The sequence below is a fragment of the Psychrobacter sp. UBA6739 genome, from assembly GCF_002453835.1.
GTDB lineage: Bacteria > Pseudomonadota > Gammaproteobacteria > Pseudomonadales > Moraxellaceae > Psychrobacter > Psychrobacter immobilis_A.
In genome coordinates, this window is the sequence record NZ_DKHR01000046.1 from 1 (window position 1) to 26,828 (window position 26,828).

Here is a 26,828-nt window from a genome sequence, read left to right on the forward strand (position 1 = left end):
TATTTATAAAAGACTGACTATATATTGTTGTAGATGAAATTACAAAAAAAGATTATAGGTTATTTATAAAAAATAAAAACTTGAAAGAATTTGTTAGAAGGTTTGATAAAACTCCTAATAGAGAAAATATTAGTGACTTATCTAGAGAGTTCAAGGAAGAGATTTTTTCATCTGGAATATTAGATGAACAAGGCTTCGGTAATCTGAGCTATAAATACTGTGGAAGGCATATGACTAGTATTGTCGAAACTGTTTTCCATCCTTTCGAAATATTATTAGCAGATATTGTAGAAGTAAGGTTAACTCCATATCAAGAGAGTTTGTTCAAACGTCTTATAGAGCAAGATTCAGATAAATATAAGTTTGCTACTGCTAAAGAAATAAAGGCTGAAGGGATAAAGGTTGGTACTCAAGACCTATCAGCAAGCATCGCTAATCATACTTTCAAAATATTAAGTGAAAAAAGCGATAAGCTGAAAGGAAGAAAGAAATATAAATCTGTAATAACGGTATCTTTGTAGAAATTAGTCTTTAATTGAGATTTTAAATTACGGTTAGTTTCTATAGCTGTATGGTGTCAACTCTAGCCTTGATTTTTGTGGATATATTTGGTGCACGACACAGGGCTGCAGGCGCTTAGTAAAGAAGGTATCGTTGAGTCAGGAGAGACCGTCCCTAACCTTGTCGACTGCCCCTGTGTCAGCCAAGATAGCAGCAAAAGTAGTATCAATTTCAAATCTAAATCATAGCCCTTACCCTTGCCATAATCCCGCGTCCAATCACCAATCTCACATAAATAATGGCAATAGCAAACAGCAATGCCACTAACGCAATACCGCCGAGTCCTAAGTTTGCCCACGGCATACTAAACTGTAAATTAAACCATTGAGTAACGGCAAGCCAAGCACCACCAGTGGCGATAATCACGGCAAAGGTCGCCGCGCTAATACCAAGTACACCCAACTCTAATATATTGAGCATATACAGATCGCGCTTTTGCATACCGAGCAGTCTAAATGACGCGCTGTCTTTCATACGGTCTTGCGAAGTAGACAGTAGCGAGCTGATCAGCACCATGACGCCAGTGAGTAGGGCAAGTAAGGTGAACACATAGACCAAGCGGCTCATTTGTACCACCAGTTCTTGGATTTGCTTGGCAATGGCAGTGCCATCAATCGTAGTGACAGCAGGGAATTGGCGTACCAGTTTGCCTTGTAGCTCTGGAATCGCATCTTCTGATACGTGGGCAGTGGCAAACTGAATCTGCGGCGCAGCGGACAGGACAGACGGCTCAAACAAGAAATAGAAATACGGGCTTGGGCCACGCTCATAGCGCGTGCGAATACTGGTAATCTGCCCGATGATTTCGATACCTTGAATATTAAATCGTACCTGATCACCCATGCCGACATTGAGCATACTGGCGGCAGTATCTAAAATAGACAAGGGTTTGACTTGGTCATTAGCTGAATCAATAGGAGTGTATAGTGCGTCATCCATGAGTGATTCAGTGATGTATTCGGTCTCCATGACCGTATCTGCGTAGCTCAAATTAAACACACGTGTAGGATCATCAAACCCATCCTCAGGCTCGATATCTTTTGCTAGGACATCATTGGCCGTCTCCACACGGGCACGAATGACCGGATAATAGGTGACGGGCGCCTCAATGATCGCATTGATATCGTCATGTTGATCGCTCTGCACATCCAGCAGAAATAAGTTAGGCGCATCTTCAGGATAGGCATTGATAAACTGCGCATTGATACTGTGATTGAGCGTGGTGATAAGCGTCAGTACTGCCACCGATAACGATAAAGTGACAAAGAACAACGCTGATTGATTGCCTTTACGCGCAAGGTTATGAATAGCAATGCGCTGCATCCAACTGACCTTGGTATTGCTCGCCAACTTGTTAAGTAGCCACAGCCACCCACGCGCCAATAGCCAAAATATCGCCACAAAGCCAATCAAGCCGCCCAATAGCTGCGCCCCTAATGACAGCGAACCTACTTCATAAGCAAAGAAGGCATACAACCCTGCCAGCACCAAGCCATACCACAGTAGCGGCACGCGTCGATACCAAGGAAAATTTTGTATTTGCGTGCTTGCCCCTTGGTTGAGTAGGGTAGCGGGTTTAGTCGTGCTAAGCGCGCTCAAACCACGCTGCGCAATCAGCAACGTTAGAACCAAGGCAATCACAATAGTCTTAATTGCACTGATTGGATTGATGGACAGCCCAACATCGGCAGGCAAGATAGCCACCAGATACGGCTGACCAATTTTAAGCAAACCTAGACTCAGTATAATCGCGGCGACACAAGCAATGGCAGTGGTGACGATAAGCAGTTGATAGTAGCTGCGCTTGAGTGAGCCAAGCGGTTCACCTAACGCCAAACGAATCGCGTTACTAGACTGCTGCTTGGTGACAAACGCACTAATGACGCCGTACATGGTGACCGCAGAAAGTAGCAACACTGCGATGACCAGTAACTTTAAAAACATCAGTACATTATCAGAGATACGCGAGACCGAAGTGTCTGCGGACTCTGCGTCAGAGAGCTCGATATCAGGATAGTTGGTCAGGATGTCTGTGAGCGCATCACGCTGCGTCGTTATCAGTTCGGGATCGCCTGCCATCTCAATACGATAGTTTATGCGGCTACGTTGACCCAACAGATTGGTCGCTGCGAGTGAGTCTTGATGCATTAAGACACGCCCACCAAACCCAAAGGTGGTCAGCGGGCGATCAGGTTCTTTGGTCAGTACATCACTTATTGTGAACTGCGCATCACCAATGGTAATGCGGTCGCCGACATTGGCCTGTAGACTACTGAGCACTTCTGGCGCGACGATGACACTGTCAGAGGTTAGCTGCTCCCACAGCGGCTGTCCTGAGGCAAGCTCCGCTGTGCCGTATAAGGGATACGACGGCGAGACCGCTTTAATGCTGGCAAGCAAAGTTTGCTCATCATTGACCAGCATGGCGCTAAACTGATAGTCATACACCGTCTGCGTATCGGGGATGGTTTCTACCTGCGTCAATACTTCACTTGGCCAGTCTTGCTTGCTGTTTAGAATCAAATCCCCACCAACGAGGGCGCGCTGATTGTCATTGATATAGCGATCGACAGACTGCTGCACAGAATCGAGGGTTAGGTAAGTTGCAAGCGATAAGGTTAATGTCAGCAGAAACAATACCGGATATATCCAGCGCTGCCACCAACTACGGCTGAGTGCTTGAGAGCCGAGTGTTTGAAAACCTAAGGTACGGGTAAATAGTTGATTGAGAATGCCGCTAGGATAACTGGACGCTTGATGCATACTGGTATCAGTCTTTTTTGTATCAGCTGGTGGTTTATTGTCTGTGGGCTTACGATTCATTAAGATACAATCCAGTTATTCATGTAGGTACAATTCGACCATCATGCATGGTGATGACGCGATCTGCCATCTCGGCAAGTGCAGGGTCATGGGTCACGACCACCAGTGCTGAACCAACCTGTTGGCGTAAGTCCAATAGCAACTGCATGACTTGATCTGCATTTTGCTCATCGAGGTTGCCCGTTGGTTCATCAGCGAATACGATTTTTGGATGCGATACTAGCGCTCGTGCCACCGCTGTGCGCTGTTGTTCACCACCTGACAACTGATTGGGCAAGCTATGACGTCGATGACCCAAATCAACGGCGTCAATAAGCTCGTCTACTCGTGCTGGGTTTGGACGTCTGGCAATATCAAGTGGAAAGGCGATGTTCTCGGCTACTGTCAAGGTTGGCAGTAGGTGAAACGACTGAAAGACAAAGCCCATATCACGTTGACGAATCACCGCCAAAGCATCTTCGTCAAGACTACTGAGCATTTGACCTGCTAGCGACACCGTACCGCTGTCTGGATAATCTAGCGCCGCCAGTAATCCTAGTAAGGTGGATTTACCTGAGCCTGATTTGCCCATAATGACCACAAACTCGCCAGCATTGACATAGATATCTACATCTTTAATGATTGATAGGGTTTGCTCGCCGACTTGCACGGTCTTGTTTAATTGTGAGGCGGTGAGTAGGACTTCTTTTTTATAATCTGCTTGTGGCGTTGAAGCGGCAATCGAAGGTGATGATGTCATTACAGTGTCTCGTTAAGTAGTCTCATTTATCGTATTTTTTGTCGTTTCATCTTGAGCATTTTCAGTTGCGTTGTCTGCATCGGCTATTTTTAGCGCTTCTAGTTTAGGCGCTAGGATAGGCAAGATATTGTCATTAACGATAATTGCGTAGCCTTCTTTAGTCGGATGAATGGCATCGGCTTGATTGAGCGCAGGATCACCGCCCACACCATCCAAGAAGAAAGGAATCAGCGTCACGTTCATGTCTTTGGCGACGCGAGGATATATCGCTGCAAATGACTTCACATACTCAGAGCCAAGGTTGTCATAGATTTGCATGCCGCCCAAAATGACGATACTGCCATTATCCTTTAGATGTTTGACCGCGGTACGAATATTGGCTTCAACTGTCGCCACATCGATACCGCGTATGGCATCGTTAGCACCGATAGTCAAAATCGTCACATCAGGCTTAGTTTGCAACACCCAGTCTAAGCGATTGACCAATCCCGTGCTGGTTTCACCGCTCAATCCTGAATTGATAACTTTGGCATTGTCGTAACCCATTGCTTGCAGACGATCTTCTAACTGAGCAGGATAGTTGTCATCTTTATCCACCCCAAGACCTTCTGTCAGGGAGTCGCCCAATGCCAAGATCGTTAATGGCACTTGCTGTGCAGTGGATGTTGCCGGTTGCTCAGATTTTGTCGTTTGAGGTTCGGCAGTTTGAGTACTGTTTTGCATGCCATTATCGGTGCTAGGTTCAGATGGTTTTTGGCAACCACCGAGCGCCATTACGGCTGTTAAAATAGCCAATGTTGGTAAGTGTCGAGCGAAACGAATGGATAAATTCATCATGATTATTCTGTCCTATAAGCAATCAAACCAGTGTAGCAAAATAAGACAGACACCAATATTATCCTAAGGTTACTGTAGTTTTTGATATTAAAGCTTTTTGCCATCGACCATCACTGGACGACTCACTACCCAAGCAATGACGACGTTGATAACCATCAAAATGAGCATAATGAATAGGGGTAAATCCCAGCTGCCAGTCGCTTCATGTAGCCAACCTGTCCCTAAGGGACCAAAAAAGGCAATCAAATAACCGACGAATTGCGCCATACCAGACAGCTCACTAGATTGGTTGGTCGTATAAGTACGTAAGGAGAACAGCATCATGCTCAAGGTAAAAATAGCGGAGCAGCCAATGCCCATCAGACCTGACCACAACCACGCGAGGTCGGTAGATAAATAATTGATTCCTAAAATACCAATAACATTCAGCACCGCTGCAAACACCGCCAGCGCCTGAATAGGGCGGCCGCGATTGATCAGCCACGTCAGGCTCAAAATAGAGACAGGTGCCATAAACTGAAACACTGAAGCCATTTGTCCTGCTTGCACTGCAGATAGCCCTTTGCTGACCCAAATAGAAGGTAAGAAACTGGCAACGGTGTAAAATAATAATGATTGCAGCCCCATAAATACCGCAATTTGCCAAGCAAAAGGCGTACGCCACATGGAGATGTCAGACGCTCCAGAGGTAGGTGGCACAATTGCTTGATGACTAGACGAACCCAGACGCAACCGCAAAAATATCCAAATAACGATCGCAAAAATGCCCAATAGCGACCACCCACCCAGTGCCCATTGCCAGCCCACTTGCTCAGATAATGGCAGTACGACTCCGGCGACGATGCCTGCCGTTACCGTCATCGTTAGACTAAATAGCCCTGTTATGAGTGGAATATGCTGGGGCGTACGCTGTTTAATAACAGGGGCAGCTAAGGTGTTCGCAAAACCGATAGCCAACGTCAACAATAACGTACCAATCAAAAACCCAGACCAAGTGGGAATAACGGTACGAATCATCATACCAGTGGTTAATAATGCAATCATCGCAATGAGTGTATTCTCAAGCCCAAAACGCTTACCAATGGCTGGCGCGATCAGTGCGCCCACCGCAAAAGTCAGCATGGGCACTGCTCCTAGCCAACCAATCTGCGTCTCAGAGATATTGAGAGCATCTTGTACGACAGGGGCAATAGAGCCGAGAGCAACAATAGGCGCACGCATATTGGTGGCGAGCAAAATCATGGCACATAAAATGAGCCAAAAAGTGAAGCGTGAGGAGGGCAGCTCAAACGGTGACGGCGTATCTGAATGAGACTGTAATGGCACATCAGGTGGCAAATCAGTAGAGGTAGACATAGCAGCACGACTATTAGAATAAGAAAAAGGACACGTCATTAAACAGCGCCGAAGCATCGTCGCTTGTAAATAACACCAAAGAAAACGCACCTAGACGGTGACTAAAATCATTAATTAGAATCGTAAATTAGAACTAGAGATTACTTGCAGAATACAAGATATATGAGTAACCATTTTGAAAGCGCGCTTATCTTCAATCGCATATCAACTAGATACGGTATTAGATTTATTTAGTCTACTATTATTAACAGGCCTTGCACGTGCCGTATTTATATCCAAGATATCTTAAAGCGATGCTAACTAGATACGTCGCGGCTGGCACAACCAAAAATAGCGCCAGTCCCTTTCAAAGGACTAGACGCTATTATAAGAACAGATGTTAGGTAAATACTACCAGCGTATGGTAACAAACGCGGTATTTATAAAATTTAGTTTATACAGGTTTGCCTAGCTGAGCGGCTTTAAGGGCGTTTTCTTGCTGTTCTGCCACGATTGAATCACACTTATTGGGATCATTTCCACAAAACGAGCAATTTTCATCACCCATTAGTTTAGCAACGCCGCCACAAGATCCTCTAAGCGGCTTCTTTTTGACCATATAACCGATACCCATAAAGATAAAGAACAGGACGAATACGGTAAAGGTAATGGCAAGCATGGGAAGCAATTGACTAAGCATAGAGGAAACCTCGATTTTTAAAAATAGTGTGGCTATTTACTAGGGTAATACCTTGATAGTATAGCAAAACCAGTATAGCAAATTTTTGTATGGCTCGTTGATGGTTATCGAGCCGTTTACAGTATTGCGACTAAGTTCTATTATGACTAAGTTCTAAGGCTGTTTGTCAGCGCGTAATGCTTGCATCGCTGGTGTTTGTACCACTTGCCACTGGTCAGTATTCTTATCAGAACCCGTCGCCTTTGCCTCATCAGCTAAAACAACAAACAAGGCAGCTATATCTTGTGCTTTGGCTGTTGCAAGGGCTTTTTTATAAGGCATCGCAGTGAGGGCGGTTGCCCACGCATCTGCCAGTGCGACTGAGTCTGCTGCAACGGTTACCGATGGTGCGCCGCCCGCGATAGGCTTGCCAGTGGTTGGGTCAATCGTATGACTGTAGCGCTGACCGTCGAATATGACGGAATTACGATAGTTGCCAGAAGTTGCCAAATACATCTGATTATCGGTATTGATGGGTTGACGAATCGCTGATATTGTCTGACGCTCGCTGACCGTACTGTCCTCAATAGGCGCATCAATCGCAATTTGCCACGGCTGCTGTTGGTTATTGACCCCAGAGGTTGCAATTTCACCCCCTATCTCTACCATGTAGTTGCGAATTTGATAGTCATCTCTGAGCACATCGGCAATCACATCGACGCCATAACCTTTAGCAACTGCTGAGAAATCAAGCCCGACGCCGTCTTTGGTTTTATAAATGCTCTGCTCTTTTTGTATAATGCTCTCAAAATCTACCAAGGCTTTTGCTTGAGCAATCTCAAGTGCTGTTGGCGGACTTTGCAAGCGCTCAACGGTCATGGTGCTACCAAAGCCCCAAGTCTCTACCAATGGCATGACGGTAGGATCAAAGGCGCCACCAGATTGCTGATAGACGATTCGTGACACATCAAGCACGTGAGCAAAATCTGCATCGATAGTGAGGGGGATGTCTTTACCTAACTGGTTGAACTGAGAGATAGTAGAGTCTGCTTGATAGGTAGACATACTGTCATTGATTTGCTGCAAGCGCTTATCAATCGACGCTTGGATGGCCGCTTCATCTGCATCCGCAGGTAGCTGATAACTGATATGGTAGCTCGTTCCCATGGTCTCACCGCTGAGATAATCATAATCTGGTGTTTGCTGGCAAGCACTAAGACTGAATACAGCACTGATAGCCATAACGGGCAATAAGGTAGTTTTCATCGATTTTCTAGACAATGAGAGTGGGGATAATTTTTGCATTATTGGTTTTCTCATGTTAATCATAATGGCTTTTATGGCAAAAGGTGAGTGGCACGTTCTATTAGCGTTGCCCATTTTACACCCCTTGTCACCCATAACGCCAATCATCGACTTAAGACCTAGTGGCTTAAACGACTAGATTTATTTTACTTTTGATTCACGGATGAGCTTATATAGTTTTGGCGGCGATAGGCGATTGACCGTGGTCGCCAGCTTTTCTTTATTACCTGCCACGATGATATATTCTTCACCCTTAATCAGGGCTTTTATGACTTGTTTGGCAAAGGTAGCTGCGGTTAATCCTTTATTAGTCGCCTCGTCCATCGTTCCTTGCGCGCTACCATCACCAGTCAAGGCGTTAATAGAAATACTGGTTTGAATAAATCCTGGGAATATCGTCGTCACCTCTATGCCTTGTTCATGCAGTTCTGCACGCAGACTGTTTGCCCACATATGAAGTGCGGCTTTGGCTGCTCCATAAGCGCCGCGATATTGCGTGCCTAATAAACCTGCCACACTGGATACCATGACAATTTTGCCGCCCCCTTGTGTGACCATATCTGGCAATACCAGTCTGGTAATACGTGTCTGCGCAAAGTAATCTATCTCCATAATTTGGCGCTCAACTTCTTCAGTGGTTTCCATAATAAGCGAGCGTTGACTGATGCCAGCATTATTAATAAGCCAATCAATTTGTCCGGCTTGAGCTTTAGCTGTCTTATACGCGTCTTTTGCTTGTTTAGCATCGGTGATATCAAAAGGGATGATGAAATGATTTTTGCTATTTTTACAGCGGTTTTTGACTGCTACTAATTTTGCCTCATCACGCCCACTTAAAATAATGGTGGCACCACGTTTGGCAAAGGCGATAGATAATGCTGCGCCGATACCACTAGAAGCACCAGTAATCCAAATGGTCAAATCTTTAATGTTGGTTTTCATAAGAATCCTTTCTTAAGGCAATAAATAATTAATCATATAGTAGAGGCCAGGCGGTCTGCCATTTAGATTTGTAGGCTTATTATGCAAGGGTTACATTTAGTCAAAGCCAAAAAAAGAGCCTCAATTGAGACTCTTTTTTATTTATTACTTTAGAATACTTTTTTACGTAGCCACTTGCTTAGTTACTCACTTAACCGCCGAAGTCATCAAGCATGATGTTTTCATCTTCCACGCCCAAGCTGTGTAGCATGTCGATGACCGCTGCATTCATCATCGGTGGCCCACACATGTAGTATTCACAGTCTTCTGGGTTTGGATGGTTTTTCAGATAGTTTTCAAGTAGTACATTATGGATAAAGCCGGTTGGACCTTCCCAATTGTCTTCTGGTAATGGATCAGACAAAGCCACATGCCACTCAAAGTTATCGAACTCTTCTGCGAGTTGATCATAATCTTCAACATAGAACATCTCACGAATAGAGCGTGCACCATACCAAAAGCTGATTTTACGCTTAGTATGTAAGCGTTTAAGCTGATCGAAGATGTGCGAGCGCATCGGTGCCATACCAGCACCACCACCAACGAAAATCATTTCAGCGTCAGTCTCTTTGGCAAAGAATTCACCATAAGGACCCGAAACCGTTACTTTATCGCCAGGTACTAGGCTAAATACCCATGATGACATTTTGCCTGGTGGAATACCGTCAGGACCGCGTGGCGGTGGACTAGCGATACGAATATTAAACTTAATAAGGCCTTTTTCTTCAGGGTAGTTGGCCATCGAGTAAGCACGAATAACTGGCTCATCAACTTTTGAGACATAGTTGAAAATACCAAATTTTTCCCAGTCTTCGCGGTATTCTTCGTCAATGATAAAGTCTTTATAATGCACTTCATGCGGTGGCGCCTCTAACTGTACATAACCACCAGCACGGAAGTTCACTTCTTCGCCATCTGGAATTTTAAGGACCAGCTCTTTAATAAAGGTAGCAACGTTATCATTAGAGAGAACTTCACATTCCCACTTTTGTACATCAAAAAACTCAGGGTCAATCTCGATTTTCATGTCTTGCTTAACCGCTACCTGACAAGCCAAACGCATGTGATTGCGAATTTCGCCTTGAGTAAAATAGCCTTCTTCGGTGGGCAAGATAGAGCCGCCCCCTTCAATAACGCGGCAACGACACTGCGCACAAGTACCACCGCCACCACAGGCTGAAGATAAGAAAATACCTTCGCTTGCAAGGGTTTGTAGTAATTTACCGCCTGCTGGGGTCACGACGTCATTATCGGGATTATCATTGATATGGATGGTAACATCGCCTGAACTGACCAGTCTTGAGCGCGCCGCCAAAATAATGGCAACGAGGCCCATGATGATCAAGGTAAACATAGCAACGCCACCAATCGCCGTAGCGTAATCCATGGTAGGTATCCTTAATCTATGGAGTAGGGGTGCGAAAAGACGTCATTACGTGTTTCCTGAACCCCTACCGAATAAATGAATTAAATAGGTCAAATCGCTAAATAGGCTGTTAAGCTTAGCGGTCTAAATTGACATACCGCCGAAAGACATAAAGCCAAGTGACATCAGACCAACTGTGATAAAGGTAATACCAAGACCACGCAGCGGTGCTGGAATGTCTGAGTATTTTAACTTTTCACGGATACCGGCCAATGCGGTAATCGCCAATGCCCAACCGAAGCCTGCGCCCACACCATACACGACAGATTCGCCGAAATTATAGTCACGCTCAACCATAAACAGTACACCACCTAAGATGGCACAGTTTACAGTGATAAGTGGCAAGAACACCCCAAGGGCGTTATACAGACTAGGGACGAACTTATCGAGGAACATCTCTAGAATCTGTACGGTCGCAGCAATCAAGCCGATATAACTGAGCAAGCCCAAAAAGCTTAAGTCGATATCAGGGAAACCTGCCCATGCCAGCGCACCATCTTTTAGAATGAACTGAAAGAGTAAGTTGTTTAGCGGTACGGTAATCGCCATCACGACGACCACGGCAACACCCAGACCAATAGCGGTTGAAACCTTCTTTGATACGGCCAAGAAAGTACACATACCTAAGAAATAGGCCAGCGCCATATTCTCAATAAAGACTGAGGTTATAAATAAACTAACATAATGTCCCATTAGTGACCGCCTCCATGTGCCATGCCTTTAGACTGCGGCTTCATTACAAATTCAGCATCTTCAACCTGCTCAGGTTTCCAGATACGGATAATGGCAATGAACAAACCAATAATAAAGAATGCTGACGGTGGCAACAGTAATAGACCGTTTGGAATATACCAACCGCCATCAGTGACAGGCTGTAGGATGGTGATACCAAACCACGTACCTGAGCCAAGTAGCTCACGGATAGTCGCAACAAACAGCAAAACCGCAGAATAGCCAAGACCATTACCAATACCATCTAAAAAGCTTGGCACTGGTGGATTGCTCATGGCAAATGCTTCGGCACGACCCATCACGATACAGTTGGTGATAATCAAACCAACGAAGACCGACAAGCCTTTACTCACATCATAAGCGACAGCTTTTAGCACCTGATCCACCAAGATAACCAAGGAAGCAATAATAGTCATCTGTACGATAATACGAATGCTTGAAGGAATTTGCTTACGAATGATCGAGATAAAGAAGCTTGAAAACGCCGTGACCAAGGTCAACGCCACACACATTACCATGGCATTGGCCATGCTTGTGGTGACAGCCAGCGCCGAACAGATACCAAGAATCTGTAGGGCAATGGGGTTATTATCAAAAATAGGCGAGGTTAAAATACTTTTAGTGTCAGCCATGTTATGCCTCCTTGCCGTTTGCTACTGGTCGTTTGGCTGCCAGTTCGGTTTCAGGTTGAGCGCTCAGCGTTGATTGCGTAGCTTGTGTATCTGCCGCATTATCAATTGCTTGACCACTCTCTTTACGTAGCGTATCTAAATAAGGCTTATAACCTTGCTCACCCAACCAAAACTGAATCATGTTACTGACACCGCGACCGGTCAAGGTTGCACCACTGATACCATCGACCCAGTTCTCTTTCGGTGTACCCGCTTTGGTCACACCCGTGGCAACATTACCGTTTTCGTCATATGAGTGGATACCGCTCCACTTCGCACGCCACTCTGGCTCTTCGATACGAGCACCCAGACCTGGGGTTTCTTTATGCTCATAAAAGCTGATACCTTTGATGGTATTCATATCGCTTTCAAGGGTTAAGAAACCATAGATAGTGCCCCATAGTCCATAGCCTTGAATCGGCAAAACAACCATTTCAGGTTTGCCTGCGTCATCTTTTTTAACATAGACTTTGGCATATTTGGGTTTACGACCAATACCAGCAGGGTCATTGTTGCCTAAATCTTCACTCAGTGCTTTATTCTTAGTCGCTTGGCTTGCGTCATAAGCATTACGATCAGGGATGCCAGCGGCTTTTAGCGCTTCATCATCAACGTAGCTGCCTTTACTTAAGTCAATAATTTCGACATCGAAATCTTTAAAACGTTCAGCAACATCATCTGCTGTATCAGACTCGGCATCGTACATGCCAGCGGCGACCAAGATGTTTTTGTTACGGTCTAAGCGTGCGTTTTCAATTTGAGCAGGTTTTAGACCAACCGCTACTGCTGAAACTAAGACGGAACACACCAAGCATAGCGTCAATGCCACACTGATGGTTTTCGCATTATTACTTTTGGGCTTGGACATAACGAACCCTCCGAGCTGTTTGGCGTTTGATGTTTGCTTGGGTCACAAAGTAATCAAACAATGGAGCAAATAAGTTGGCGAATAAAATGGCCAGCATGATGCCTTCTGGGAAAGCTGGATTCACGACGCGAATCAATACCGTCATAAAACCAATCAAGATACCATAAGCCCAGCGGCCTTTATTGGTATGCGCAGCTGATACAGGATCGGTTGCCATAAATACGGCACCAAAGGCGAAGCCGCCGATCACTAAATGCCAATAAAACGGCAGGTTCATCATCATATTGTCTTCAGAACCAATCATATTAAAGACAAGAGAAGTAGCAATCAGACCTACTACACAACCTGCCATAATACGCCATGAAGCAATACGCGTCCAAAGTAGAACAACGGCACCCATTAGGATAGCCAGTGTTGATACTTCACCGATACTGCCTTGCATATTACCTAAAAACGCATCACCCCAAGTGATGGCATTACCATAGACGTCGACGAAGTCCTGAGGAACTACGCCTAACGCGGCAAGACCAAGTGGCGTCGCACCAGAGAAACCATCGACCGCCGTCCATACTGAGTCACCAGACATATAAGCAGGGTAAGCAAAGTATAAGAATGCGCGACCCGATAGGGCAGGGTTTAGGAAGTTTTTACCCGTACCACCGAACACTTCTTTTGCGACTACGACACCAAAGATAATACCGAGGGCAACTTGCCATAAAGGGATATCTGGTGGTAAACAAAGCGCAAACAGCACTGAGGTCACAAAGAAACCTTCGTTGACTTCATGGCCGCGCACTACAGCAAAGATAATCTCACAGAGAATACCGACCGCAAAGGTGACGATATAAATCGGTAAAAATTGCATCGCCCCGTAAACAAAGCTTGCCCAGATACTGTCTGGGTTATAGCCTGCCATACTGGTGATAACGGTACGCCAGCCTTCAGGCTGCAAACCAAGGGTTGCGATAGCAGTCAATGCTTGATGACCGATGTTGTACATACCCCAAAACATGGCTGGGAAAGTACATAACCATACGGTAATCATAATACGCTTTAGGTCGATACCGTCGCGTACGTGTGATGCTGAGTATGTGGTTGAGCTTGGTTGACGCAAAAACGTATCAAACATCTCAAAGATAGCATAGTATTTTTCGTGTTTGCCACCCTTGGTGAAAGACGGCTCCATACGATCGAACATATTGTGTAAAAATTTCATCGTGGTTAGCCCTCCAGCTCAATGCGCGTCAAGTTATCACGCAAAATATCACCGAATTCATATTTGCCAGGAGATACGAAGGTGCATAATGCTAAATCTTCTTCGTCCAATTCGAGCACGCCCAAATCTACGGCGCTAATCATGTCTTCGACAATTAATGCACGTAGTAACTGTGTAGGCAGATAATCTTGTGGCATGACCTCTTCATAAACCCCGATAGGTACCATCGCTCGAGGTGAACCATTACTCGTGGTCGTAAAGTTATATTTCTTATTACCAAAAAACTTAGAAATATAAATAGGCAGCTTAGAGAAACGGTTGGTGCCGACACTTAGGAAATGGAACGCTGGACGTTCACGCCCTTCAGGCAGCACACTGATTTGGTTATGAAAACGACCAAGATAAGCCGTATTGCCAAACACTTTACGACCTGACAATACCGAACCAGAAATAATACGGTTTTCGCCAGCCGCCAGCTGTCCTTTGGTCAGAGCAGCGATATCAGCACCGCGCTCAGTAGCCACCAAACGTGGCTTGGTGACCGCAGGACCTGCCAAACTAATGATACGGCGCGTATACAAGCGACCGCTAGTGAATAGCTTACCAATCGCAATCACGTCTTGGTAGCCAATCGTCCATACGGTCACGCCGCGCATGATTGGATGCAAAAAGTGAATGTGCGTGCCAGCCAGACCAGCAGGATGCTTACCAGCAAAGCTATGATACTCAGTGACATTATTAGCCGCCGTTTTGGCAACTGGCGTCAACTGGGAATCACCGTGATGGCAAACAAAGGTTTTGGGGCTGAGTGTCGATAAGACAGCAAGTCCGTCATTGAACGCTTGCAACTGATCGCTAATCAGCAGCATTGGGTCAAATGCTAATGGATTGGTATCCATAGCGGTGACAAAAATAGCATGAGGACGGGCACCGATTTCTGGCGCACGGCTATAAGGGCGCGTGCGAAACGCGGTCCATTCACCAGAGGCAAGCAGTTGGGTTTCAACAACTTCAGCGTCTAGGTCAGCAAGTTGCTGGGAGTCATAGCGCTCGAAGTCTACTTCTTCACCGTTTGGGTCGACCGCAATCACAAGGCTCTCAAACACACGACGTTCACCGCGTTTAATCGCGACGACTTTACCAGCAGCAGGGGCAGTATAGATAACGCCAACTCGTTTTTTGTCTTCAAAAACGGGCTGACCCTTTGCTACGATATCACCTTCTTTGACATTCATCGTGGGCTTCATGCCCACATAATCATAGCCAATAACGGCGACATGTGTCGGTTGGTGCTCAGATATCTCGCGGGATGATTCACCGGTGATGGGCAAATCCAAACCTTTTTTGATGGTAATCATAAGCGAAAACTTAGTCCATAGTCTAAAACGATACCAGACGTCCTGTTTGGTATATCGGTAGCATGAACATCTGCGTCATTCAATAAAGCCCCCACGTCTCTCTTCCTATAGTAGGATAGTGACAAAGGATCTCTAAAAATAACGCATGATCATAACTACTAGTAAGAGTATTAACGCTGACCTTAGACTCCTTAACAACACGTTAATGTCTTATTCGAATGACCAAAGTGGCGACTGGCTACCAAGGTGTATGTTAAAACCATCAAATCAAACGCAATCGTTCAAGCCTTTAGCGAAAATGATTGTGTAGACAATAGCTCTATCATACGTTTCATTGAAAATTAAAGCTTGTAACACCAGCGCAATTGACCACCCTTATCGGTTTGGTATCTTGTTAATAGATACGCAATTAGATAAGAATATAGCCAAAAGATGATCTATCGAAATAGATGATAAACTGGTTGATAGACAAACTAGCGAAGCCATTATTAAGTGGATTTCACTCACATCAATAAGCGGCTATACAGCTAGTAATGACTGTTCTAAAATAGTTAGCTAGTGATAGAGATACGATAGAGACTATAAAAAAGAAAGAGGCGTCATTAGAGTTTAGTGCTGTAGAGTAGACTGTTTAGAGGCCACCAGTTGAAATTTCCAATATAACCCTTCTTAGCAATATGTCAGCCAACATCAAAAAGATGCACTTAGCTGCTGCTCGACTCATCCTGACCGCTATGCAACACTAAGCCATAAATGACTCAATAAAAAGCGCAGCGCATGGTTACTATCACATAGAAACAAATAAAAATTTACCTAGGATTATACGCTAAATTGACCTAAAATTGCCAGTCAGTAATTGAATTTATCTAATGTTGCCAGTGATTCAATGTATTGAAACTTATGGTTATGATTGACCGTTTTTTTATTGTCATTGCTATCTATCGAAGCGGATTTTGGATCTATCATGGATAGCTTTTGATTCGTCTATATATTAAGTCACTTTTGACTGATGTTTTTATGCGTGTTTAGAGGGTGTTGAACGTTCAATACACTCTGATTTTTGAATTTACTTTTCTAAATATATTTATTGTTGTGCTTTATAAGGAATGCTATATGTGTGCTGTGCCTGTCATTATCCCAGCTATTGATTTAAAAGATGGTAAATGTGTCCGCTTAAAACAAGGCCGTATGGAGGATGATACGGTTTTTTCTAATGATCCAGTGGCCATGGCAGCACGCTGGGTAGAGGAAGGTGCACGTCGACTGCATTTGGTTGATTTGAATGGGGCATTTGACGGCGTACCCGTTCATAGACAAGTGGTGAATGATATTACTAAAGCTTACCCGAATCTGCCTATTCAGTTGGGCGGCGGTGTGCGCAATATGAACACCATTGAGCAATATATTACGGCTGGTTTGACTTATATCATCATTGGTACAAAAGCGGTCGAAGATCCGGAGTTTGTCGCAGAAGCTTGCCGCGAATTTCCGGGTCATATCATTGTAGGTATCGATGCTAAAGACGGCATGGTCGCGACTCATGGTTGGGCAAATGTGACGGATACCAAGGCGACCGAGCTTGCAAAGCGCTTTGCTGATGTCGGCGTATCGTCGATTGTCTACACCGATATCAACCGTGATGGCATGATGCAAGGCGTCAACGTTGAACAAACTGTCAATTTGGCACGTGAAGGCGGCTTGCCTGTGATTGCTTCAGGCGGCGTGACCAATATGAAAGATATCGAACTGCTGAAACCTTATGGCGATTGTATTGAAGGTATCATTACTGGTCGCGCAATCTATGAAGGCACGTTAAACTTAGGCGAGGCACAAGTTTATTTAGACAGTTAATGATTATTGAAAATTTAGTAAAGAAAGATGAGTACGAAAATCTATAAAAAGCAAAGGATGCTTATGAACACTGACTTTGACCGTTCAACGATGCGCGATTTTATAAAAGCGCGGGGTCAAATGCTGTTGTTACTAAGCATCTTTTTTACCTTTCCAGTGTATGCGGCTGGTGAAGAGGTGACTGGTATCACCTCTGCATTGGGGGTAGACACAGCAGAAAACCCGGAAGCTGATAAACCTTTACTTGATGCGACATCAGAAGAGGGAGCTTCAGCATCTCCAGTGGTCATACCTGAGCCAGCACCACCGCCCATAATCAGTGGTGAGAGCACCAATAATGCGCAAATCGAAACCACTCCTACTCCGCAAAAAGACAATGACATTCGTCAACGTATTCAGGGTATTTTTTCTGAAATAGAAGGTCTGCAGGCCGTCAATGTCAGCGTTACGCAAGGTGTTGTCACCTTAACCGGAGAGACGCCGAACGAGAAAAAAGCGCAACAAGCCATCAATTTGACCAACCGTCTGACAGATGTGGTCACCGTCGAAGATCGGATTGATCGCACGCTTGATGTTCAAGACAATGTTACTACCGTTTATCAAGGTCTTAAAGCACAAGCCAAAAATCTAGTCAAAGCCTTGCCACTCCTATTGGTCGGCATTGTCCTATTTGCATTGGTGACATGGTTTGGCAGTTGGCTGTCTAATCGCAAAAAAATGTGGCAACGGCTCACGCCCAATCCGTTTGTCGCCGAATTGCTGTCACAAACCGTTAAAGTTATTTTTATTATTTTTGGTTTGATTCTTGCGCTGAGTTTGATAGGCGCCGAAACCATCTTAGGCACTTTGCTTGGCGGTGCAGGCGTTATCGGTATTGCCGTTGGTTTTGCGGTCAAAGACACTATTGAGAATTACATTGCCTCGCTCATGCTCAGTATTCGCCAACCATTTCGCGCACGTGATCATATTTTAATTAATAATCAAGAGGGGATTGTAGTACGGCTAACCTCACGTGCGACTATTCTGATGACTTTAGATGGTAACCAGTTGCGCATTCCCAATGCTGAAGTATTTAAAGCAACGATTTTAAATTACACCAAAAATCCAGAACGTCGATTTACCTTTGAGTTAGGCGTTGATGCCAATGATGATCCATTAGCGGCTATCAAAGTCGGATTGGATGCAATACATACATTAGCATTCGTTTTAGATGAACCAAAAGCTGTGGCTGTCATTACCAATGTTGGCGACTCTAATATCATTTTGGAATTTCAAATTTGGGTAGATCAATCAGACACGGACTTCTCAAAAGCACGCAGTATTGCCATTCGTGAGACCAAGCATGCGTTAGAAAATGAAGGCTTCAGCTTGCCTGAACCGATTTATCGTTTACGATTCAATAGTAACTTAGAAAAAGCATTTGAGAATATGCAGGCTAACACTGATAGTGCTAAGTCAGACATGACAATTACGCCAATCACGCCCAAAGTGACTGATGAAAACCAGAATGAAGATAATAGTGTTGATGATAAGGACAAAAAACAAGCAAAGGCTCGTGCCAAATTGATTTTACAAGGTCGTAATGCTGATGAGGTGCTTAACGCCCGTCCCGACGACAAACTCATGGAAAAGGTTGAACAGGAAATTGCAGAAAGCTCTGACGAGACTGATTTATTGAATAATAATAGCCCGCAAGAATAATTTGCAAAACCTGCCAAAAACTAGGCATAAAAAATGCAACGAAACGTATATCTGATTATCATTCAAATACGAGACATTTTTTATGCAAATGAAACACTTGATTATATTCGCCCTAGTGGGCATGGTTGCGTTACTAGGTTTTAACCTCATTAATGGCAATCAACGTGAGAAAGATAGAGAAGTAGTCATAAGTGATGCAGGATCTGAGCAATCTTCCGATACAGCGTTACCAAATACTGATGATGTAGAAAGTGGCTCGGTAGATGTCGCGAGCCAGCCACTTGGCAAACAGCCTAAAGCCATTCTCGATAATGCTACCGCGAAAATAGATCAGGCTCAGGAAGTAGACAAGGAACGTCTAGACCAGATGAGTAATGCGCAATAATGATTTAAGTAGTCGTTATAAAATACCACGCACAAAAAAGGCCAACGATGACGTTGGCCTTTTTATTATTTGAAGCGTTTGCTAACACTAGCTTTTCTTACTTGCGCTTTTACTACGGCTGCCAGTCTTTTTAGCGGGGCCTCTTCTATCAGTACTTTTCTTATCAGTACTTTTTTTAGAAGGCGCGCTCTTCGTTTGATTCATTTCACTAGATTGCAATTTAGCTTTTAAATCAAAGTCAATTTGTAGCAGATCCATATTGACGCCAGCGACCTTGACCTTAACCAAATCACCTAGTCCGAACAATGTCCCTTTATCTTTACCGATTAGCTGTTGTTGCTGTTCATCGTAAACAAAGAAGTCATCACCGACATTGGAGATATGAACCAAACCATCGATATATAAGTCAGTCAAGGTAACAAACAAACCGAAGCTTGTGACTGTAGTGACCACACCTTCGAACTCTTCACCAACATGATCTTTCATATAGTGACACTTGAGCCAAGACTCTACATAGCGTGAGGCTTTTTCGGCACGGCGCTCGGTATCTGAGGTTTGCGTGCCAGCCGCTTCAAGAGAAAAGTCCATCACTGGCTGCTGAGTATTGGTCACTTTTGCTTTGATGGCACGATGCAGCATCAAATCAGGGTAACGACGAATCGGCGAGGTGAAGTGGCTATATTCGTCATAAGCTAAGCCAAAGTGACCGATATTGTCAGGTGCATAGTTTGCTTGCATCATTGAGCGCAACAGCATGCTGTGGATACTAATTGCATCGGGTCTGTCTTTGGTGGCTTCAATAATGCGCTGATAATCGGCTTGCGTTGGATTTTCTTCTGGAAAGCTTAAACCAAAATTCTTTGCGTATTCGTGAATACGCATTGATTTTTCGCCATCAGGTTTGTCATGGTTACGATATAAGACAGGAAGCTCATGCTTGAGTGCAAAGTTTGCTGCACAAGTATTGGCCAGCAGCATACATTCTTCAATGAGTTTTTGAGCATCACCGCGAGTACGCGGTAGGATTGCTTCGATACCACCTTTCTCATTGAACTTAATGTAGGTCTCAACTGTTTCAAACTCCATTGCATGACGCTCTTCACGCTTTTTAAGCAGTAGCTCGTACAATTGATGTAAGGTATCGACAGATTTTTTGACGTCTTTATTACCCGTGAGTGAGGTAGGTACGCTCTTATCTTCTGGGTTCTCAAGATAAGCGTTTACTTGATTATATGTTAAACGTGCTTGTGAGTGCATGACAGCAGGATAGAACTCATAACCAGTCACTTTGCCTGCTCGTGATATTTTGATATCAGCGACCATACAAAGACGATCACGGTCAGGATTCAATGAACACAGACCATTAGAGAGCACTTCAGGCAACATTGGAATCACACGATGTGGAAAGTATACGGACGTACCGCGCTCGTAGGCATCTTTATCAAGTGGCGAGTTTGGTGTAACGTAATAACTGACATCCGCAATCGCAACTAAGACACGATAGTTGCCACCAGAGCGTTTTTCGGCAAATACGGCATCATCAAAATCACGTGCATCTTCACCATCGATAGTCACCAATGGCAAATCACGCAAATCTGTACGACCTTTTAAATCTTTTTCAGTCGGCTCTTGATAATCGTTGGCTTGCTTCAGTGCTGCTTCGCTAAAATCTGATGGGATGTCATAATTGAGTAAGGTGGTCTCAATAATCAGTTCGCGATCATTGTCGTCAGACAGTACTTCAGTGATTTTACCCGTCGCAAATTCATGCTGATTTGGCCAATCAATAACATCAACCTTAACAGGAGAGCCTTGCTTGGCATTCATCGCTTGTACATTTTCTTCAGTAACGGTAATCGGCTGGTGATTATTTGGACTACCAAGCTCGACACAGTAGCCATCTTCATCACGCGCTAATGTACCAATGAAGTTATTTTGGCGACGTTCAACGACATCAACGATACGTCCTTCTGTGCGCCCACGATTGTCTGTCGATGTACCCACTGCATCTACGGTGTCACCGTTGAAAACCCAGCGCATTTGCTTTTCATGCAAAAACAAATCTGGCATATCGCTTAATAATACAAAGCCAAAGCCTTTAGGATGTGCAGACACTGTACCTCTGACGACATCTTGCTTGGTCACCGTGCGATAGCGATAAGGACGACCGTCGCGGTTTACTTGTCCATCGCGTGCCATGGCTTTTAGGCGATTGCCTAAAGCGTCAAACTGGTCTGGGTCATCAATATTAAAGGCTTTTGCCAATTGTTGATGCGTGACTTCACCATGCTCATTAATCGTACTGAGTATCAGTTCGCGACTAGGGATAGGATTGTCATATCTTTTTGCCTCACTTGAGGCGTTTGGATCGTTCCAACTCATAAATTACCGTATCTATTTTTAAAATTATTAATAATGGCTATCTTAACACGAACGACGTTGCAATATCTTGCGTCAATTGTCTTAAGTGTATTTGGTAGCAGGAAGTGGCCACCTTTAATAGGCAACAACTATTAAAACGAATCAAATGTCGATATCGACTGTACTTGATCTATTGGTTATCTTTTTACTGTCTATCTCTTTCGACACTTCTAATACTGTTGTTTGATTAGACTTATCCAAGTATTTCTGAGCCTTATCGACTTCAGTAGTCAAAGTATTGACCGTCTGTTTCATGTTCTCTAGCGCTTCAATTTTATAATTGCTAATCATATCCATCGTATCATAGACGTTATTGAAAGCGTTTTGTAATTTATCAAGCTCAATGCTGCTACTGGTTGCTTGCTCATGGATTTCACCTGACTGGCGTTTTAGCATCGCTGAGGTCGATTCAATCAAGCTACTGGTGGTTTTATTTAAAGCAGTAATTTGATCAAGTACCAGTTTTTGATTGGTCATTGCTTGTGCAACCACGACCGCTGTCCGTAGTGCAGATACGGTGGTTGTGGTGGCTCGATCAACGCCTTTTATCAATTCTAAGTTATTGCGGCGAATGGTATCGAGCGCTAAATATCCTTGCACATTCACGGCTAACTGGGTTAAAAAGTCGGTGTTTTTTTGACGCACATAAAACAACATCTCTTCTTTAATAATGCGTGCTTTTTCGGGATCGGTCGCTTCTATCGCATAAACCTTTTGTTCTAACTGCTCATCAATTTTTTTGCCGACATAAACGTATTGGCGAATCGATTGCATCAGCTCCCACATATTGACTTTTTCTTGCTCAATCATCGCATTGTCTTTGAGCAGCTCATCCTTACCATTATATAGACTGGTAACCACTGCATTAATATGCGATTGCGCTGACTCGTATTGACGGAAGTAATCCTGTACTTTATTGCCAAAAGGGATGAGACCGAATAACTTACGTGAGCTGGTCAGCTCTTTTTTACTGGGATCTAAATCTTCGACGATGCCGCGCAATTCAGTCAATGACTTGGCGATAGGGGAATTATCAAACAAGCTGTCATTGAGACTTTTGGCGGGTAAATCGAGCATACGATTAGACACTTGGGCTGATTCACGAATCTCTTTGGTACCGAGATTATGAATCGATTGCACATTTTGCTGAAATTCAGCACTGTGCACAGAATTGTTAATCACATGATCAACAAAGGCATCGACCTTGGCATCAAGCTCTGGGATTTGGCTGTCATCCAATTTGACCATTTGATCTGCTTCGCTTTTTTGTATTTCTCTCACAGGTTCAGGCGCGGTTAGAGAAATACTTGGCGTCGTTGCATTTTCTGGTGGGGTCAATTCTTGCATGAAATTTCCTTCAATATTGGATAAAAGTAGTGTTTTTGTCAACGACTCTGATGGTCGTGATATACGTTATTTTTATACACTTACTAGAAATTTTAAATAAATGCTGATTAGCAAATATAAAACAGACCTTTAGATTACCGCGTAATCAAATGGTTGAGAAGGTAGGTTTTGTAAAATAGAGTCAGCCAATTATATCTGACTAAACATATTTAAAAGAGATATGTATCTATGCACACAATAAAAAACCATCAATATCCCGCGGTATATTGATGGTTAAGGTTATACATATCTATATTGACTAACAGCCATCTAATAAACAGATTACTTTTTCTTAGTTGGCCCAAGCAGCATACCCATCTGACGACCTTCCATCTTAGGATATTGCTCAACGTTAGCAATCTCAGCAGTATCTTCGATAATACGATCTAGCTGCTTGCGACCAATCTCTTGGTGCGCCATTTCACGGCCACGAAAGCGAATACTGATTTTAACTTTGTCTTGGTCTTCCAAAAAGCTGACGATTTTTTTCAGTTTAACCTGATAATCAGCTTCTTCAGTACTAGGACGCAGCTTCATCTCTTTTAGCTGAGTTTGCTTTTGGTTCTTTTTAGCTTCTTTCGCTTTTTGCTTTTGATCATAGAGGAAATGCTTATAATCCATGATTTTGCATACTGGCGGTTTGGCTTCAGGAACCAATTCGACCAAATCTAGACTGTCCTCACGTGCCGCTTTCATCGCGGTTTCGATATCGACCACGCCCATCTGTTCGCCGTCTTCTTTAACGAGACGGACTTCTTTGGCTGTGATATCTTCGTTGATGTTCAAACGGTTTGACTGTTTAATAGGTATTACTCCTCATCTGTTTTTGGGGTCTGTCGGCCTTTGTCGCTGACAGCGGTCTGTACTAATGTAATAAATTCTGGAACACTCATCACGCCAAGGTTTTCACCTTCACGAGTACGGACATTGACACTGCCCGATTCGACTTCTTTATCCCCTAATACTAGCATATAGGGAACGCGTTCTAATGTTTTCTCTCGTATCTTAAATCCAATCTTTTCGTTACGCAAGTCACTAATAGCTCGCAAACCTGACTTTTTGAGTTCGCTGACCACATTTTCACAAGCATCTGCCTGTTTATCAGTGATATTCATCACCACCACTTGCTGCGGCGCTAGCCAAACAGGCATCCAACCGGCATAGTTTTCAATCAAAATACCAATGAAGCGCTCGAATGAACCTAAGATGGCACGGTGCAACATAATAGGTACTTCGCGCTCGTTTTGCTCATTGACGAATTCGGCATCAAGGCGCTCAGGCATGTTTGGGTCAACCTGAATCGTACCGCACTGCCAGACGCGACCTAAAGAATCTTTCAAACTAAATTCAATCTTCGGACCATAGAATGCACCTTCACCTGGCAGATAAGCCCAATCAAGACCTGAGCTATCTAATGCATCGGCCAAAGCTTTCTCTGCAAAATCCCAAGACTCATCACTACCAACCCGTTTTTCAGGGCGAGTCGAGAGTTTCATAATGATATTGTCAAAACCAAAGTCTTCATAGACGGCAAGGGTTAGTTTAATAAAGTCAGCGACTTCTTGCTGGATTTGCGACTGTGTACAGAAGATATGTGCATCATCTTGGGTAAAACCGCGTACACGCATCAAACCATGTAGCGAACCTGATGGCTCGTTTCGATGGCATGAGCCAAACTCTGCCATACGTAATGGTAAGTCACGGTAAGATTTTAGACCTTGGTTAAAGACTTGCACGTGGCACGGGCAGTTCATTGGTTTTACTGCATAATCACGATTTTCGCTGGCAGTCGTAAACATGTTAGTCGCATAGTTACCCCAATGTCCCGAACGCTCCCACAAACTACGATCGACGATTTGCGGTGTTTTAATTTCTTCATAACCGTTATCGTGCTGTACTTTACGCATATACTGCTCAAGTACTTGATATATCGTCCAACCATTCGCATGCCAAAACACCATACCTGGCGCTTGCTCTTGCATATGGAACAGATTTAACGCTTTACCAATTTTACGATGGTCACGTTTTTCAGCTTCTTCGATACGCTGAATATAGGCTTTTAAATCTTTTTTATCCGCCCATGCTGTACCATAGATACGTTGCAGTTGCTCGTTCTTGGCATCACCGCGCCAATATGCACCAGACATTTTGGTCAGTTTGAATACTTTTAAAAATCTGGTGTTCGGCACGTGTGGACCACGGCACATATCGACATATTCTTGATGATGATAGAGACCAAACGCTTCTTCGCCTGGCATATCGTTAATCAGCTTAAGCTTATAGTCTTCACCACGTTCTTCAAAGATTTTAATGACTTCATCGCGTGGCGTTATTTTTTTGATAACGTCATAATCTTGCTTGATGAGTTCCATCATGCGTTTTTCAATGGCTGCCATATGCTCAGGCGTAAATGGCGTTTCGCTATAGATGTCATAATAAAAACCATCATCGATAACGGGGCCAATCACCATTTTTACATCAGGATATAACTGCTTAACGGCATGACCTAATAGATGAGCACAAGAATGGCGAATGATATCGACACCGTCATCATCTTTTGGTGTCACGATTTCAACCTTAGCATCATGAGCGATAGGGTCGTGCGCATCAACTAGATGACCATCTACACGTCCGGCAACCGTCGCTTTAGCCAATCCTGCACCAATGCTTTGTGCCACTTCCATGACGGTGGTACTACCTTCGAAGTTTTTTACGCTACCATCGGGTAAAGTAATCGCTACCATAATCTATTCACCTTTTTGCGTCCGTTGGCAGTGATGATTGCAACCATCAATCATATAACCGCAAGACTGCGTCAATTATATCCAACTGCTATGATATGTTATAAGAGATAGATATCACTTAAAGGCAAAATTTTAAACAATCAACCGTTGAACAATCAAGGCTAATAAGAAATGCCATTAAGCAATATTATAAAGTCAGCTATTATAGCAAAAACTGTGTATCAACACTAGATAGTAAGGGATTAGGTGAGCATCTATATATAGATGCTATCTATGCGAATATCAAGAAGTGTAAATCATAGTTAGCTAAGGACACAGCGAAGGCAATTATCAATAAGCAGATAAATATGCCAAAAAGTAAGTATTAAGTATAGAGCCTCAAAATTTTAGCTTAAAGTAAGTTCTTAATGGCAACGCTATAGATGACAATTAATGAATATCGATAGATACTGTTTAAAGATGAGTTATTATTTAAGGGAATTAAATGAATATTAATCTTAACCCATTGAAAACTATGCATTATTAAAAGTCTTATCAAATAAACTCAAAAACCTCTGATAAAGCGGTTGACACTCTCGTCAGAATCTATATAATACGCCCCACAGCAAAGGAAGCTAAGCAGTAAGTTAACCAACTTATTACTTAGATTACCAAGCTAAGACAAAACATAAAAAAGCTTGACAAATCTTATCATTATGATAAGATAGTCGGCTCGCTAGATAGCTTGACCTGAAAGGGTTTGAGACTAAACAGCAAGAGAATTACCCTATATATCAGTTACTGGGCGACAGTGATTGAGCACTATTTAA

21 protein-coding genes are annotated in these 26,828 nt (G+C 43.7%); 4 read left to right on the forward strand and 17 right to left on the reverse strand.

Features of this window, described 5'->3' with window-relative positions:
* The first annotated feature begins 23 nt into the window (after nt 1–23).
* Complete coding sequence (locus B2575_RS10040) at nt 24–521, forward strand: hypothetical protein (protein WP_296241797.1); 498 nt, start codon at nt 24–26, stop codon at nt 519–521.
* 217 nt (nt 522–738) lie between these two features.
* Here the strand turns inward: B2575_RS10040 and B2575_RS10045 are convergent, their stop codons facing one another.
* The 13 genes from B2575_RS10045 to B2575_RS10105 all read right to left on the reverse strand — a co-directional run bounded on the left by B2575_RS10045 (nt 739) and on the right by B2575_RS10105 (nt 15,531).
* Entirely contained in the window at nt 739–3,384 is a 2,646-nt protein-coding gene (locus B2575_RS10045) for an ABC transporter permease (protein ID WP_296241773.1), read from the reverse strand.
* 19 nt (nt 3,385–3,403) lie between these two features.
* On the reverse strand, nt 3,404–4,123 hold the full coding sequence (locus B2575_RS10050) for an ABC transporter ATP-binding protein (protein WP_201501664.1): 720 nt from the start codon (nt 4,121–4,123) through the stop codon (nt 3,404–3,406).
* Between the two features lie 12 nt (nt 4,124–4,135).
* Nucleotides 4,136–4,960: an arylesterase gene (locus tag B2575_RS10055; protein ID WP_296241776.1), complete on the reverse strand. Its 825-nt coding sequence runs from the start codon at nt 4,958–4,960 to the stop codon at nt 4,136–4,138.
* A gap of 87 nt (nt 4,961–5,047) precedes the next feature.
* Complete coding sequence (locus B2575_RS10060) at nt 5,048–6,316, reverse strand: CynX/NimT family MFS transporter (protein ID WP_296241777.1); 1,269 nt, start codon at nt 6,314–6,316, stop codon at nt 5,048–5,050.
* Nucleotides 6,317–6,749: 433 nt separating this feature from the next.
* Nucleotides 6,750–6,995 (reverse strand): (Na+)-NQR maturation NqrM, encoded by a 246-nt coding sequence (nqrM, locus tag B2575_RS10065; RefSeq protein ID WP_045447638.1) that lies wholly within the window; start codon nt 6,993–6,995, stop codon nt 6,750–6,752.
* A 153-nt stretch (nt 6,996–7,148) separates the two neighbouring features.
* Nucleotides 7,149–8,279 carry an FAD:protein FMN transferase gene (locus B2575_RS10070; protein WP_296241778.1) on the reverse strand — a complete coding sequence of 377 codons (1,131 nt, stop codon included), beginning with the start codon at nt 8,277–8,279 and terminating at the stop codon, nt 7,149–7,151.
* 141 nt (nt 8,280–8,420) lie between these two features.
* Nucleotides 8,421–9,221, reverse strand: coding sequence for an SDR family NAD(P)-dependent oxidoreductase (locus tag B2575_RS10075; RefSeq protein WP_296241780.1), 801 nt, complete (start codon nt 9,219–9,221; stop codon nt 8,421–8,423).
* Nucleotides 9,222–9,411: 190 nt separating this feature from the next.
* A complete protein-coding gene (nqrF, locus tag B2575_RS10080) occupies nt 9,412–10,647 on the reverse strand; it encodes an NADH:ubiquinone reductase (Na(+)-transporting) subunit F (protein WP_045447641.1) in 1,236 nt (411 codons plus the stop codon).
* A gap of 123 nt (nt 10,648–10,770) precedes the next feature.
* Nucleotides 10,771–11,379, reverse strand: coding sequence for an NADH:ubiquinone reductase (Na(+)-transporting) subunit E (gene nqrE, locus B2575_RS10085; protein ID WP_011281361.1), 609 nt, complete (start codon nt 11,377–11,379; stop codon nt 10,771–10,773).
* Nucleotides 11,379–12,050, reverse strand: a complete 672-nt coding sequence (locus B2575_RS10090; RefSeq protein ID WP_055125671.1) for an NADH:ubiquinone reductase (Na(+)-transporting) subunit D — start codon at nt 12,048–12,050, stop codon at nt 11,379–11,381. Before B2575_RS10090 ends, nqrE begins: the two co-directional genes overlap by 1 nt.
* 1 nt (nt 12,051) lies before the next feature.
* A complete protein-coding gene (locus tag B2575_RS10095) occupies nt 12,052–12,957 on the reverse strand; it encodes a Na(+)-translocating NADH-quinone reductase subunit C (RefSeq protein ID WP_045453837.1) in 906 nt (301 codons plus the stop codon).
* Nucleotides 12,938–14,173, reverse strand: coding sequence for an NADH:ubiquinone reductase (Na(+)-transporting) subunit B (locus B2575_RS10100; protein ID WP_055125672.1), 1,236 nt, complete (start codon nt 14,171–14,173; stop codon nt 12,938–12,940). The genes B2575_RS10095 and B2575_RS10100 overlap by 20 nt, the downstream gene beginning before the upstream one ends.
* A 5-nt stretch (nt 14,174–14,178) precedes the next feature.
* The gene (locus tag B2575_RS10105; protein ID WP_296241787.1) at nt 14,179–15,531 is read right to left on the reverse strand and encodes a Na(+)-translocating NADH-quinone reductase subunit A; all 1,353 of its coding nucleotides are present in this window, start codon (nt 15,529–15,531) and stop codon (nt 14,179–14,181) included.
* A gap of 1,113 nt (nt 15,532–16,644) precedes the next feature.
* Here B2575_RS10105 and hisA point away from each other — a divergent pair.
* The 3 genes from hisA (at nt 16,645) to B2575_RS10120 (ending at nt 19,468) form a co-directional block, all read left to right on the forward strand.
* Nucleotides 16,645–17,382 (forward strand): 1-(5-phosphoribosyl)-5-[(5-phosphoribosylamino)methylideneamino]imidazole-4-carboxamide isomerase, encoded by a 738-nt coding sequence (hisA, locus tag B2575_RS10110; RefSeq protein WP_045447648.1) that lies wholly within the window; start codon nt 16,645–16,647, stop codon nt 17,380–17,382.
* A 63-nt stretch (nt 17,383–17,445) separates the two neighbouring features.
* Nucleotides 17,446–19,083, forward strand: coding sequence for a mechanosensitive ion channel domain-containing protein (locus tag B2575_RS10115; RefSeq protein WP_296241791.1), 1,638 nt, complete (start codon nt 17,446–17,448; stop codon nt 19,081–19,083).
* Between the two features lie 82 nt (nt 19,084–19,165).
* The gene (locus B2575_RS10120; RefSeq protein WP_296241795.1) at nt 19,166–19,468 is read left to right on the forward strand and encodes a hypothetical protein; all 303 of its coding nucleotides are present in this window, start codon (nt 19,166–19,168) and stop codon (nt 19,466–19,468) included.
* Between the two features lie 87 nt (nt 19,469–19,555).
* Here the strand turns inward: B2575_RS10120 and rnr are convergent, their stop codons facing one another.
* From rnr to thrS, 4 genes are all read right to left on the reverse strand, one after another.
* Nucleotides 19,556–21,850, reverse strand: coding sequence for a ribonuclease R (gene rnr, locus B2575_RS10125; protein ID WP_296241796.1), 2,295 nt, complete (start codon nt 21,848–21,850; stop codon nt 19,556–19,558).
* 141 nt (nt 21,851–21,991) lie between these two features.
* Nucleotides 21,992–23,236, reverse strand: coding sequence for a toxic anion resistance protein (locus B2575_RS10130; RefSeq protein WP_045453830.1), 1,245 nt, complete (start codon nt 23,234–23,236; stop codon nt 21,992–21,994).
* A gap of 321 nt (nt 23,237–23,557) precedes the next feature.
* On the reverse strand, nt 23,558–24,061 hold the full coding sequence (infC, locus tag B2575_RS10135) for a translation initiation factor IF-3 (protein WP_045447656.1): 504 nt from the start codon (nt 24,059–24,061) through the stop codon (nt 23,558–23,560).
* Nucleotides 24,062–24,084: 23 nt separating this feature from the next.
* Complete coding sequence (gene thrS, locus B2575_RS10140) at nt 24,085–26,019, reverse strand: threonine--tRNA ligase (RefSeq protein ID WP_087815146.1); 1,935 nt, start codon at nt 26,017–26,019, stop codon at nt 24,085–24,087.
* Nucleotides 26,020–26,828: the final 809 nt, after the last annotated feature.